Origin of the sequence: Streptomyces sp. NBC_00005, from assembly GCF_045160215.1 — a bacterium.
Taxonomy (GTDB): domain Bacteria; phylum Actinomycetota; class Actinomycetes; order Streptomycetales; family Streptomycetaceae; genus Streptomyces.
The window spans coordinates 8,915,405-8,927,805 of the sequence record NZ_CP108316.1 but is presented as its reverse complement, the minus strand read 5'-3'; the positions used below and the strand labels follow the sequence as shown (position 1 = coordinate 8,927,805).

The 12,401-nt window shown below is 71.1% G+C and carries 9 protein-coding genes, 1 pseudogene and 1 riboswitch; of the genes and pseudogenes, 6 read left to right on the top strand and 4 right to left on the bottom strand.

Annotated features, from left to right (window positions below):
* Positions 1-98: 98 nt before the first annotated feature.
* A riboswitch (FMN riboswitch) is annotated at positions 99-229 on the bottom strand.
* Positions 230-457: 228 nt separating this feature from the next.
* Positions 458-1,345 (top strand): RNA polymerase sigma-70 factor, encoded by an 888-nt coding sequence (locus OG303_RS40765; RefSeq protein WP_405874930.1) that lies wholly within the window; start codon positions 458-460, stop codon positions 1,343-1,345.
* Positions 1,346-1,438: 93 nt separating this feature from the next.
* Entirely contained in the window at positions 1,439-2,179 is a 741-nt protein-coding gene (locus OG303_RS40760; protein WP_405874929.1) for an SDR family oxidoreductase, read from the top strand.
* Between the two features lie 483 nt (positions 2,180-2,662).
* On the opposite strand, the gene OG303_RS40755 is transcribed toward OG303_RS40760, so the two are convergent.
* Positions 2,663-3,874, bottom strand: a complete 1,212-nt coding sequence (locus tag OG303_RS40755) for an ROK family transcriptional regulator (RefSeq protein WP_405874928.1) — start codon at positions 3,872-3,874, stop codon at positions 2,663-2,665.
* 154 nt (positions 3,875-4,028) lie between these two features.
* On the opposite strand from OG303_RS40755, the gene OG303_RS40750 reads away from it, so the two are divergent.
* On the top strand, positions 4,029-5,243 hold the full coding sequence (locus tag OG303_RS40750; protein ID WP_405874927.1) for an MFS transporter: 1,215 nt from the start codon (positions 4,029-4,031) through the stop codon (positions 5,241-5,243).
* A 437-nt stretch (positions 5,244-5,680) separates the two neighbouring features.
* On the opposite strand, the gene OG303_RS40745 is transcribed toward OG303_RS40750, so the two are convergent.
* Positions 5,681-6,943 (bottom strand): alginate lyase family protein, encoded by a 1,263-nt coding sequence (locus OG303_RS40745; RefSeq protein WP_405874926.1) that lies wholly within the window; start codon positions 6,941-6,943, stop codon positions 5,681-5,683.
* Between the two features lie 137 nt (positions 6,944-7,080).
* On the opposite strand from OG303_RS40745, the pseudogene OG303_RS40740 reads away from it, so the two are divergent.
* Positions 7,081-7,605, top strand: a pseudogene (locus tag OG303_RS40740) (solute carrier family 23 protein); the annotation flags it as partial.
* A gap of 34 nt (positions 7,606-7,639) precedes the next feature.
* On the opposite strand, the gene OG303_RS40735 reads toward OG303_RS40740, so the two are convergent.
* The gene (locus OG303_RS40735; RefSeq protein WP_405877716.1) at positions 7,640-8,749 is read right to left on the bottom strand and encodes a glycoside hydrolase family 6 protein; all 1,110 of its coding nucleotides are present in this window, start codon (positions 8,747-8,749) and stop codon (positions 7,640-7,642) included.
* Positions 8,750-8,932: 183 nt separating this feature from the next.
* Between OG303_RS40735 and OG303_RS40730 the strand changes: the two genes are divergently transcribed.
* Together OG303_RS40730 and OG303_RS40725 are read left to right on the top strand one after the other, a co-directional pair.
* Complete coding sequence (locus tag OG303_RS40730) at positions 8,933-9,628, top strand: DUF5995 family protein (protein ID WP_405874925.1); 696 nt, start codon at positions 8,933-8,935, stop codon at positions 9,626-9,628.
* 79 nt (positions 9,629-9,707) lie between these two features.
* Complete coding sequence (locus tag OG303_RS40725) at positions 9,708-10,637, top strand: LLM class F420-dependent oxidoreductase (RefSeq protein ID WP_405874924.1); 930 nt, start codon at positions 9,708-9,710, stop codon at positions 10,635-10,637.
* A 41-nt stretch (positions 10,638-10,678) separates the two neighbouring features.
* Here OG303_RS40725 and OG303_RS40720 read toward each other — a convergent pair whose 3' ends face one another.
* The gene (locus OG303_RS40720; protein ID WP_405874923.1) at positions 10,679-12,394 is read right to left on the bottom strand and encodes a flavin monoamine oxidase family protein; all 1,716 of its coding nucleotides are present in this window, start codon (positions 12,392-12,394) and stop codon (positions 10,679-10,681) included.
* Positions 12,395-12,401 lie beyond the last annotated feature (7 nt).

Genomic DNA, 12,401 nt, shown 5'->3' with positions numbered 1-12,401 from the left:
TGACGACAGACTGAGCGAGCGAGGACTCCGGGGGCGACGCCGGACGCATTCGTCCCACAGGACGAGCGGATACGGCGGCGCGCACGAATGCCCGCCCACCGCGCACTGCCTCCCATCCGGACTTTAACCGTCGGTCCAGGAATTTCACCTGGTCAACCGGCCGCTGGAAGCGGTCGGGTCGCGGACTGTAACCGCCGGTTCGGAATTTCACCGACCCCGGAGTGCGCTGCTTCTGGTACAGAGCCAGTCTGCCACGCCTGATCGAGGTCCATACGGGCGAACGGTGTGGGGTGGCTCACAGGATGTGCCGCTGGACTTCTCAACTGGCCTGACCTGCCGGATCCTTTGGTCTAGTCCTTTCCTGCCGACAGACCGACCCGGCGGCGGTGACGACGGCCCTTGCCCGCCGCCGGGTCTCCCCGGCCGCACGCCGTCGAGCTCTGGCAGGGTGAGAGGCATGAGCAGCGCGATCGCCGACGAGTTCGAGACGCACCGCCCGCGACTGTTCGGCCTGGCCTACCGCTTGCTGGGCTCGGCCGACGAGGCCGAGGACGCGGTCCAGGACGCCTATCTGCGCTTCAACGGCGCCGACCGCGAGGGCATCGAGTACCCGGCGGCCTGGCTCGCCAAGGTCGTCACCAACCTCTGCCTCAACCGTCTGACCTCGGCGCGGGCCCGGCGTGAGCGTTACGTCGGACCCTGGCTGCCGGAGCCCGTCGTCACCTCGGACGGCACACTCGGGCCGCTGGAGTCGGCGGAGCAGCGCGACGCCGTGTCGATGGCGATGCTGGTCCTGCTGGAGCGGCTGACGCCGACCGAGCGGGCGGTCTACGTGCTGCGGGAGGCGTTCGGATACGGACACCGGGAGATCGCCGGCGTCCTGAACCTGACGGAGGCCAACTCCCGTCAGCTGTACCGGCGGGCGGTGCAGCGGGTCGGCGAGGGCCGCTCCCGGTTCGAGCCGGCGCCCGAGCGGCAGGAGGAGCTCGTCAGGTCGTTCCTCACGGCGGCCCGGGACGGCGATCTGGCCGGTCTGGAGAAGCTGCTGACGGCGGATGTGACCTGGTCGAGCGACGGCGGCGGCAAGGTCAGCGCGGCCCGGCGACCGGTCGAGGGACTGGACAAGGTGGCGCGGCTCGCGGCGGGCGGCGCCGAGCGGTTCGCGGCCGGCCTGGACTTCACGACGACCGAGGTCAACGGCGCGCCCGGGCTGGCGGCCTGGGCGGGCGACAGGCTGATGGGCATGGTCGCGTTCGATGTACGGGACGGCCTGATCTCCCATGTGCGGGTCGTGGTGAACCCGGACAAGCTGGACTTCGTACGACGTCAGCTGGCGCGGCCGTAGCCGCCTGTGTCACATCCCGCGTGGGGTACGCGGTCTCAGCTGGCGTAGGGCGTTCCACCCGGGAGCGCCCGGCGTCCGAAGGGGCTGAACAGCATGACCACGATCCTGGTGACCGGCGGTACCGGAACCCTCGGCCGGCTCGTCGCCGAGCGGCTGCGGGCGGACGGGCACGAGGTGCGGGTGCTCAGCAGGCACAGCCGTCCGTACGGCGTCGACCTGCGCGCGGGCGGGGCCGCGCTGGACACGGCGGTCGCGGGCGTGGACACGATCGTGCACTGTGCGACCACACAGACCGGCGGGGACGAGAAGGCGGCCGGGAACCTGGTCGCGGCGGCGCGGCGGGCGGGGGTGGGCCACCTGGTCTACATCTCGATCGTCGGCGTCGACCGGGTGCCGTTCCCGTACTACCGGACCAAGCTCGCCGTCGAGAAGCTGATCGAGGAGTCGGGCCTCGGCTGGACCGTGCTGCGCGCCACCCAGTTCCACGACCTGCTGGTGAGGCTGTTCCGGGGGCTGGCCAAGCTGCCGGTCGTGCTGCTGCCGGCCGGTGTCCGGGACCAGCCGATCGAGGTGGCTGAGGTCGCGGCGCGGCTGGCCGAACTGGCCGTCGGGGCACCCGCGGGACGGGCCAAGGACATGGGCGGGCCCGAGATCCGTACGTTCGAGTCGCTGGCCCGCACGTATCTCAAGGCGACGGGTCGTCGGCGGGCGGTGCTGAACGTGCCGCTGTGGGGCAAGGCCTACCGGGAGTTCCGCAACGGCGGCCACCTCGCACCGGAACACGCCGTCGGGAAGGGGAAGTTCAAGGAGTACCTCGCGGGGCGGCGCGGCTGAACCGGTCCTCCACCGGGTCGGAGTTCGTCGCGTGACGGTTGGGCGACGGGTTCGTCGCGTAGCGGTCGGGCGAGGAATTCGTCGCGTGACGGTCGGGCGAGGCGATTCGCGGCCAGGGGGCACGAACTCGCTCTCTGGGGGCGGGTCGCCGCTCGGGTGGGTGCGAACTGCCCATCCGTAGGGGTGAGTTACGGCTGGGGAGGCGCGAACTCGCCTTCCGGGGGCGCGGATCGCTGCTCGAAGGGAGGCACGAACTGCCCCTCCAGACGCGCGGATCACCGCCCGGGAAGCACGAACTCCCCCTCCCAGGAGGCGGATCACCACCCCAGAAGCACGAACTCCCCCCTCCAGAGTCGCGAATCACCGCCCGCGCGGCACAAACTCCCCCTCCGCAGAAGCGGATTACAGCTCAGGAGGGAACTCCCCCTCTGAAGACGCGGATCCGCGCCCACCAGGCGCGAACTCCCTCTCCAGAGGCGCCGATTACCGCTCCGGAGGTGCGAACAGTTCGTCCTGGGCTCGGTCCCGTGCCGTGAGCAGGGCTCCGCGGAGTACGGCGCCCCCGCCGAGGACGCTCGCCGTGACCTCGGTGGGCAGCGGTGACATGCGCCGGACGCGTTCGGCGACGCGGGCGGCGAGTTCGTCGCCGCCGGCCTGTCCGACCTCGCCGCCGAGAACGAGGCGGCCGGGGTCGAGAATCGCGACCACGGAGACGACACCGACGGCGAGGCGATCGGCGAGGGCGTCGAGGAAACGGGCCGCGCCCGGCGCCGACGTCTCCCCGCTCTCCCCCGAAGCCAGCGCCACCGCCGCGCGCACGACACCGGCCGCGAGCGGCTCGTGTGTCGCCGCCTCCGCCGTCACGCCGTACTCCTCTCCCAGCTCCGCGATCGCCACCGACCCCGCCAGGGAATGGAATCCGCCCTCGCAGTCCGTCGCCGACGGCAGCACAGCCGTGCCGGGCACCGGCAGGAAGCCGATCTCCCCGGTACCGCCGGAGGCCCCGCGGCGCAACGCACCGTCGAGGACCACGGCCGCGCCGGTGCCGTGGCCGAGCCACAGCAGGACGAAGGTGTCACGGTCGCGGGCGGCGCCGTCGCGCTGTTCGGCGAGGGCGGCGAGATTGGTCTCGTTCTCGACGCTGATGCGGGCCTCGGGAAAGCGTTCCTGTAGCGCCGCGACCAGGCGGCGGTGCCACTCGGGGAGGCCCGAGGAGTCGCGGAGTTCGCCGGTGGACGGGTCGATCAGACCCGGGGCGCCGATCCCGACGGTGTGGAGACGGTCGGCCCCGGCTTCCTTCGCCACGCGTTCGACCAGCGTGACCGCCTGCTCCACCGCCGGTCCCGTCCCGGTGTCTCCGCCGATCGGCACGGACGCCTCGGCGAGCACGCGGCCGACCAGGTCGGACACGGCCACGGAGACGCCCTCGGTGCGCACGTCCAGCGCCGCCAGGTGGGCGCGGTCCGCGACGATCCCGTACAGCTTCGCGTTCGGCCCGCGCCGCTGCTCCCCCGCCTCCCCGACCACGGTGATCAGACCGGACGCCGTGAGGCGCTCCACGAGGTCGGCCACCGTCGGCCGGGACAAGCCGGTCAGCTGCTTCAACTGCCCTGCCGTCAACGGGCCCTCCTGCTGGAGCAGACGCAGGGCGAGCCGGTCGTTGATGGCCCGGGCGGTGCTCGGGGATGCGGGCATGCCGGGATCCTTCCAGATCGGCCGAGGCGCGCGGCACGTGGCCGGGTAACCCGGCTCCGGACCGCACGGCCATAAATCCCCTATCTATCAGGCAGGGTCCCTGATAGTTTACGCGACGCCAGAGAGAACTGTGGGAATTCGGGAGGGGCCGAGAATGGGCGACGTGGTCTACGACCTGCGCGAGGTGAGGCGGGCCCGGTACGCCGTGGCCGCCGTGTTCGCCGTGCACGGCGCCGTCACCGGCACCTTCGCGACCCGCGTGCCGTGGATCCAGGACCATGCCTCGCTGAGTCCCGGGCAGCTCGGCTTCGCCCTCGCCTTCACCGCGTTCGGCGCCGCCTGCTCCATGCCGCTGGCCGGCCGCATCAGTCACCGTTTCGGCAGCCGTACGGCTCTGCGGGGCCTGATCGCCCTGTGGACGCTGGCCCTCGTCCTGCCGTCTCTCGCGCCGAACCTGCTGACGCTGTGCCTGGCGATGTTCACGTACGGGGCGAGCGCGGGCATGGCCGATGTCGCGATGAACGCGCTCGGCATCGAGATCGAGCGGCTGCTCGACAAGTCGATCATCTCCAGCCTGCACGGAATGTGGAGCACGGGCGCCCTGGTCGGCTCGGCGGGCGGCACGCTCGCCGCGCATCTCGGCGCGGACGCCCGCGTGCACTTCGCGCTGGCGGCGGCGACCCTCACCGTCCTCGGCGTGCTGGCCTGCCGCTGGGTGCTCGACCTGCAGCCGGCCGAGGACGAGGAGCCGCCGCCGAGGTTCGCGCTGCCGCCCAAGTCCGCGCTGCTGATCGGCGCGGTCGGCTTCTGCGCGGTGTTCGCGGAGGGCGCCAGCCTCGACTGGTCGGCGGTCTACCTGCGCCACCAGCTCGACACCTCGGCCGGCCTCGCCGCCGCGTGCACGACCGGCTTCATGCTCACCATGGCGCTGGCCCGCCTCGTGGGCGACGTGGTGGTCAACCGCTTCGGCGCGGTCCGCACCGTCCGGGCCGGAGGCGGCTTCGCCGTCCTGGGCGGACTGCTGATCGTCGTCGCCGGCCATCCGGCGGTGGCCATGGCCGGGTTCGCGTTGCTGGGTCTGGGCATCGCCGTGGTCGTACCGCTGTGCTTCGCGGCGGCGGGCCACAGCGGCCCGAACCCGAGTCAGGCCATCGCCGGCGTGGCGACCATCACGTACACCGCGGGTCTGATCGCACCCAGCCTGATCGGCGGGGTGGCCCAGGCGACCAGCCTGGTGGTGTCGTTCGGCCTGGTGACAGCGCTGGCATGCGGGCTCATGGCCTTCGCGGGCGTGCTACGCACCGGCGGCCGCAAGGACCGCGCCGAGGTCGGCCCACCGGCGGCAGCGGTTCCCGAGCCGCGCCCCTGAGAACCTGCCCACATCCCGGTCGGATCAGCGCGCGGCGCCACACAGGTCCAACTCCCATAGGGCAACCGCGCGTTGCGGAATGCGTGCCAGTGTCGCGCGCCCGGCCGGGCATGTGCCCCGCGCCCTGCAGCGGTCGCCCCACAGCGCGGATCACATCGCCATCGCCTCCGGCCGGACCGGGACCCGAGTGCCGTGCACGCACGTCACGCTCCGGGTCCCGGTCGGGAAGGCCTGCGGAGAGGCCTTGGTCAGCGCGCTGTCGAGTCCGGCCGCTCGGCCGTCGATCCTCAGCACCCAGAGGTCACCGCCCTGGGGTGCGTGGAGCTTCGGAACGGCCGCCCGAGCCGCCCTGTCTCCCGCGCCCTCCGGCCGTAGCAAGCCCCAACCCGCACCCCTGAAGTCCCGCTCCACAGCACGGCCCTCCGCAGACACCCCAGTCAGCCCGCTATCGAGTCCAACTGCTCCGCCGCCGGCCGCAGCGCCCAGAGGTCGCCGCCGGGTGGGGTCTCCAGATGCGGTACCGCCTTCTTCGCTGCCGCGTCTCCCGCATCGGCGGCCGCGTGCACGACATCGCTCGCCGCGTACCGGTCGAACTCCAGCTCCGGATGCGGCCAGGCGGCAGCCCCCGTCGCCGCCGGCAGCAGATAGTTCACCGCCTTGAACAGCCCCTGTCCGTCAGGCCCTTGATATGCCCACAGGTTCACGTCGACGTGCCGCCCGATGGCCGCGAGACGGGTGTACGCGACCAGGTCGAAGGTCGAGTAGTGCCAGCTCCTGGTGCGCGTGAGCTCCTGCGGCTGGCTGCCGTCGGCGGCGATCTGCGGGTCGATGCGCTTGGCGCGCGCGTCGAGCACGGTCCGCCGGGCCAGCGCCCGGTCGCCCGTGGCGTACGCGAGAGCGGCGAGCTGCATGTCGTAGAAGGTGCCGTGGTTGTTGGCCGCGGCGCCCTCCTCCTTGCCGAAGTCGCTGTTCTTCAGCCAGCCGAGGAAGTCGCTGTTCCACTTCGTCATCGACGTGCGGTCGGTCTTCGTCCAGCCGGGCGCGCCCGTGCCGAGGATCGCGAGGGCGTCGACGACGCTCGTGTACGACTGCGAGAAGTCGATGATGCCGATCGCGCGGCCGTCGTACTTGCACGGGATGAACTGCGCGTGGTTCAGGTTCGGGTTCATGCGGGTGGCCGGGGCCAGGAACCAGGTGCGCAGCACCTGCGCGGCCTTCTCGGCGTACTGCCGCTTGCCGGTGTAGTACCAGGCCAGGGACAGGTCGTACGTCGAGTCGAAGACCTTCTCGACGTCCTGGCGGTCGGTGCCGGAGTCGACCTCGGGGTTGCGTTCGCCGTCCCGCTGGACGTACGGGCAGCCCCAGGGGTTGTCGGTCGTGGGGGTCGTGGTGGGCCACCAGTAGGGGGCCTGGCTCAGGTAGTCGTGGACGTCGCCGCCGGGTGCCGGTTTCGGCTTGTCGACGACCGTCCAGGGGCCCTGGTCCAGCCAGTTGTCGGCGCGGGAGGTCAAGTTCCGCAGAGCGCGGCGCAGTTGGGGATCACCGCGGTCGAGGCGGACTTTCGTCTGCTGCAACCGGCCGCCGTCGAGGACGGCCGTGTCCGGGGCCCTGGGCGGTGCCGCGTGCGCGGAGGGGACGAGGGCGGTTCCGATGGTCACCACCGCGGCGAGCAGAACGGCCGCGCGGGATCTTCCACTCATCTGGCACTCCGATCCATCGAACGAATGGTCAGGAATGTGAACGCAGTTCATGAACAAGACCGTGCGAGCGTAGGACTGCCTGGTACCCGTGACAATGGTCCGGACAGTTTTCATGTACAGAGAAAGCGAACCTCACCATGGACCTCGGCGTGCGCTGGAAGCTGCACGGAGACGGGCGAACGCCCGCGCCCGGAGCGGTGGTACGCCCCGACGAACGGCTGTCCTGGCCCCGCACGGTCGGTCTCGGCGCCCAGCACGTGGTGGCCATGTTCGGCGCGTCCTTCGTGGCCCCCGTACTGATGGGCCTGGACCCCAACCTCGCGATCATGATGTCGGGCGTGGCGACCGTGATCTTCCTGCTCGCGACCCGCGGCCGGGTGCCCAGCTACCTGGGCTGCTCACTGTCCTTCGTCGGCGTGGCCGCCGTGATCCGCGCCCAGGGCGGTACGAGCGCCACGGTGACCGGCGCGGTCCTCGTCGTCGGCGTCGCGCTGTTCCTGGTGGGGCTCGCCGTGCAGCGCTTCGGCGCCCGGATCATCCACGCGGCGATGCCGCCGATCGTCACCGGCGCGGTCGTGATGCTGATCGGCTTCAACCTCGCGCCGGTCACCGCGTCCACGTACTGGCCGCAGGACCAGTGGACCGCCCTGCTGAAAGCACTTCGTCGTACGGCGAAGTGGCTGACGGCGAAGGGGCTCAGCGCGCCAACTCGTAGGCGTACGACGGTGTGAACGTGCCGGGTGAGCCCTTGCAGCCGTCCGACTCCCCCGGCAGCTTCACCCAGAGGTAGGCGTCGATCCGGGCCTCGCCGGTGTTGAGCGTGGGCGCCCGGCCGATCTTGCGGCCGGAGGGGTCGCACCATTCGCCGTCGGCCGGGGCGCCGTTGCCGTTGCGGCTGGTGTCGATGACGGCGCCCAGGCTCGCGGGGCCGCCCAGGGCGGCGAGGACCTGGCGGTCGTAGGCGATCTCGGCGGTCGTGGTGTGGAAGTTGGAGACGTTGCTGAAGATCCCGTCGGAGGAGGCGGCCGAGGCGGCACCCGCCCGCTTCAGCAGCGCTGCCTGCTTGCCGGCGCTGTTCCAGCCGGAGTGGCCGGCGTCGTAGTAGACCCGCGTCTTCGGGTTCGCGGCCTTCATGACACGTCCCGCACGGGCCAACGAGGCGAAGCGGTCGGCGCGTTCACCGTCGGAGAGGCAGTCGGCCTGGGCGATGGAGTCGGGCTCCAGGACGACGACGACCTCGCCGGAGCCGAGTCCTGCCGCGAACTTGTCGATCCAGCTGTCGTAGGCGGAGAGGTCCGGTGCCCCGCCCTCGGAGGCGCCCCCGCAGTCGCGTCCGGGTATCGCGTACGCCACCACGACCGGCACCCGGCCCTTCGCCGCGGCGCCCGAGGTGACGGCGCGGACTCGGGAGGCAACGGTCGCCGGCGTGTAGTCGGCGAACCACACGGCGGCCGGCTGGTCGGCGATGCGGGACTCTATGACCGACGCGCGCGGATCGTTGTGGTGGGAGTCGACCCAGTCCAGGACCTGGGAGTCGGGGTGGCGGTAGAGGGCGGTGGACACCCCGGAGCTCTGCTTCTTCTCCGTCTTCGTGGGCGAGGAACTGGCCCTCTTCGACGAACTCGGCTCGATGGAAGCGGACTTGGTGACCGTGGCCGAGGGCGAGGGCACCACCGGCAGCTGGTCCAGCAGCGGCGAGCTGGTCACCTCGGGCCTGGCCCGGTCGGAGTCGCGTCCGTCGTCGAGCGCCGAGACCACGCCGGTCGCGGTGCCGACGGCGACCACCACGGAGGCCGCCGCGACCATGGCGCTGCGCCTGGTGGCACGCCTGCGCTCGGCCTTCCGTGCGGCCAGGCGCTGCGCGCGTGAGCCTGACACAGTGCTCTTCCCCCCACTTCTCGGTCCCGCGCGACCCGTGCGTTCCCCCGTTCTGGGGAAGCACCGGGCCCGCCGACACTCCGGTCACCCTATGACTGGGACCCTTCCCCCATGGCGCAATTGGAACAGATCACCGAAACCGTAGACAGAGTCGACACCGTCGTCTCCCGCATGCGCGCCCTGGACGCGGCCCTGCCGGAGCGCGACGGCATCGCCGTCTTCAACCGCGTCTACCTCGCCGTCACCGAGGCGGTCGACCGGCGCATCGACGCCGGGCGGTTCACGGACGCGCGGGCCGCGATCACGCTGGACGTGCGGTTCGCGGAGCGCTATCTCGCCGCCGTCGACAGGGTCGCCGACGGGCGGCGTCCACCGGCCTGCTGGCGACCCCTCTTCCAGTTCCGCCGCCATCCCGGCGTACGTCCGCTGCAGTTCGCGCTGGCGGGCATCAATGCGCACATCGGCCACGACCTGGCGCTCGCCGTCGTGGACAGTTGCCGTACGTTGGACTGCGAACCCACGGACCTGGAGGACGAGTTCGAACGCGTGGGTGATCTCCTCGTCTCGCTGGAGGAGCGCATCCGCGAGGATCTGATGCCGGGCCCCGACCTCCTCCAGATCGCCGACCCGCTCACCCACCTGCTCGGCTCGTGGAGTCTGGAGCGGGCCCGGGACGCCACGTGGACCGCGGCCCGGGCGCTGTGGGCGCTGCGTGGGCTGCCCGATGTCGCCGCCGAGTTCAGCGAGCGGCTGGACACCGCGGTGGGTTTCGCGGGACGGATGCTGCTCACGCCGCTGCCGGACTGATCCAGCCACGCGCCGAGCCGCGCCGGATCCCCGCATCCGCGTTAGGTTCAGGATTGAACCGACGCAAAGGAGCGTACCCATGGCCATACGGCTGGGCCTGAGCCTTCCCCAAGCGCGGCAGTACGACATCGGACGCGATGTCCCCGACGTGGCACGCACCGCCGAGCAGATCGGCTACGAGAGCCTGTGGGTGTACGAGCGCGCCCTGTTCCCCGAGCCCGCGACCCAGGGCCTGTACGGCATCGAGGGGCTCCCGTGGCCCGATGCGTACCGCGGCGTGCCGGACCCCCTGGTGACGCTGACCCTGGCCGCCGCGGCGACGGAACGCGCCCGCCTCGGCACCAGCGTCCTGGTGGCCCCGCTGCACGGCCCCTTCCAGCTGGCCAAGGCCCTCGCCACGCTGGACGCGGCGAGCGGCGGCCGGGTGGTGGCGGGCCTGGGCACGGGCTGGTCGCTCGACGAGTACGCGGCCGCGGGCGTGGCACCGTTCCAGGAGCGGGGCCGTGTTCTGGACGAGGTCATCGACGTGTGCCGGGCGGTGTGGGGTCCGGACCCGGTGACGTACGAGGGCCGGATCACCAAGATCGCCTCGGCGGTGGTCGGCCCCAAGCCCGCGCGTCCGATCCCGATCCTGCTGCCCACGCACAGCAGGAAGGCCATGATCCGGCTCGTCGACCGCGCCGACGGCTGGATGCCCATCGCCATGGGTGCCGAACAACTGGCCATGCAGTGGCGGCAGTTGCAGGACCTGGCGGCCGAGCGCGGGCGTACCGAGCCGATCGAGTCAGTGGTGCGGGTGAACGCGGAGTACACCCCCAAGACGTACGACGGCGCCGACCGCTCCCCCTTCCAGGGCAGTACCGCCCAGATCGTCGAGGACCTGGCGGCCCACGCCGAGAGCGGCCTGCCCACGTTCTTCCTGGAACTCCAGGGCCACATGCGGGATGCCCGGGAGCTCAAGGACGTGGCCGCCGAGATCTACGAGGCGGTACGGGCCGCAGGGATCTGAGCCACCGTCACGATCTCTACGAGTGTTGAGCGTTGCGGGCTTCAGTCCTCCGGCAGCTCGACCGGCGCGATCTCGTCGAACACGTCGCCCGGCCCGGGGTTGGTCGCGTCGGTCGCTCCGCCGAACTGGTGCATGACGCCCCAGACCGCGTTCAGCGCGGTCTGGATCGCGCCCTCGGCCCAGCCGGCCGTCCAGGAGATGTCGTCGCCGGCGAGGAAGACGCCGCGCTTGTCCTCGGGCAGCCGGTCCTGCATGAAGTGCGTGAACAGGCGCCGCTGGTAGCGGTAGTGGCCGGGCAGGTTGGCCTTGAACGCGCCCATGAAGTAGGGCTCGTTCTCCCAGGAGACGGTCACCGGGCTGCCGATGACGTGCTTCCTGATGTCGACGTTCGGGTAGATCTCGCCGAGCGACTTCAGCATGACCTCCATCCGCTCGTTCGCGGACAGCGGCAGCCACTTCAGGCTGTCGTCGCACCAGGTGTAGGAGAGGCAGATGACGGCGGGCTTGTCCGGACCGTCGTCGAGGAGGTAGGTCCCGCGCGTCATACGGTCGGTGAGCGTCATCGACATGACGTCCCGGCCGGTCGGGTTTCCCTTGTCGTCGACGGCCTTGTCCAGCCAGAAGGGCCGGTCGACGGGCACGAAGAGCTTGCTGGACTCCATGTAGTGGGTCCGCTCGATCGCCGTCCAGTGGTCGATCGGGAAGAGCGAGTCGTCGCAGGCGATCTTCGACAGCAGCATCCAGGACTGGGCGGTGAAGATCGCTGCCTGGTACGTACGGATGTCGCCGTTCGCGTCGGTCACGGTGATCCGGTCGCCGGCGGTGCGGTGCAGCCGGGTCACCGCCGGGCGCGGTTCGCCGTCCACGTGCAGGGACTTGAGCGAGGTGCCGTACGGCCAGTGGACGATCTTCTCCGGCTCGCGCTCCCACAGGCGCAGCGGCAACTGCTGGGAGCCGCCGACGATGCCGCGGTGGTGGTCGTCGGCCTCGGTGTAGACGACCCGCAGGATCTCGAGGATGGAGTTCGGGAAGTCCGTGTCCCAGCCGCCCGTCCCGAAGCCGACCTGGCCGAAGATCTCGCGGTGCCGGAAGGACTTGAAGGCCTCGGAGTCGCAGAGGAAGCCGTAGAAGGTCTGGTTGTCGAGCCTCTCGACGAGCTTCGCCCAGATCTCGCGGATGCGCGGCACGTCACGCTCGCGCAGGGCGCGGTTCATGTCGGAGAAGTCGGCACCCTCTTCGAGGCACTTGTTCCAGGCTTCGGCGACGTCCCGGTAGACCTGTGGCAGATCGTCGACCGTCTCGGCGTAGTGCGACTCGCCCTTGAGGTCGACGACGGTCGAAGGAGTGGTCTCCGCAAGGGGGTTGGGGAAGGGCCGGGTCTCCAGGCCCACCAGGTCGATGTAGTGCTGGAGCGCCGTGGAGGAGGGCGGGAAGCGCATCGCGCCCATTTCGGCGGTGAGGGACGGGTCGCACCCGTCGAAGCCCACGGTCCGCAGCCGTCCGCCGATCCGGTCGGCCTCGTAGACGACCGGCTTCAGGCCCATCTTCATCAGCTCGTAGGCGGCCACGATGCCGGACAGTCCACCGCCGATGACCGCGACCTCGGCGCCGTGCTCGGTCGCCGGTATCTGGCCGAGGCCCGCCGGGTGGGCGAGGAAGTCGTCGTACGCGTACGGGAAGTCCGGGCCGAACATGGTGATCGGCGGCTGCTGCTGCTCGTCTGCGTGCTCGACGGTGTTGGGCACGTTGGACGTCATGGGGTAC

Excerpts from the sequence above, each read along its gene's own strand:
- OG303_RS40760 (WP_405874929.1), top strand. The coding sequence starts at position 1,439 with ATGACCACGATCCTGGTGACCGGCGGTACCGGAACCCTCGGCCGGCTC.
- OG303_RS40730 (WP_405874925.1), top strand. The coding sequence starts at position 8,933 with ATGGCGCAATTGGAACAGATCACCGAAACCGTAGACAGAGTCGACACC.
- OG303_RS40720 (WP_405874923.1), bottom strand. The coding sequence starts at position 12,394 with ATGACGTCCAACGTGCCCAACACCGTCGAGCACGCAGACGAGCAGCAG.
- OG303_RS40755 (WP_405874928.1), bottom strand. The coding sequence starts at position 3,874 with ATGCCCGCATCCCCGAGCACCGCCCGGGCCATCAACGACCGGCTCGCC.
- OG303_RS40725 (WP_405874924.1), top strand. The coding sequence starts at position 9,708 with ATGGCCATACGGCTGGGCCTGAGCCTTCCCCAAGCGCGGCAGTACGAC.
- OG303_RS40735 (WP_405877716.1), bottom strand. The coding sequence starts at position 8,749 with ATGGTCGCGGCGGCCTCCGTGGTGGTCGCCGTCGGCACCGCGACCGGC.
- OG303_RS40750 (WP_405874927.1), top strand. The coding sequence starts at position 4,029 with ATGGGCGACGTGGTCTACGACCTGCGCGAGGTGAGGCGGGCCCGGTAC.
- OG303_RS40765 (WP_405874930.1), top strand. The coding sequence starts at position 458 with ATGAGCAGCGCGATCGCCGACGAGTTCGAGACGCACCGCCCGCGACTG.
- OG303_RS40745 (WP_405874926.1), bottom strand. The coding sequence starts at position 6,943 with ATGAGTGGAAGATCCCGCGCGGCCGTTCTGCTCGCCGCGGTGGTGACC.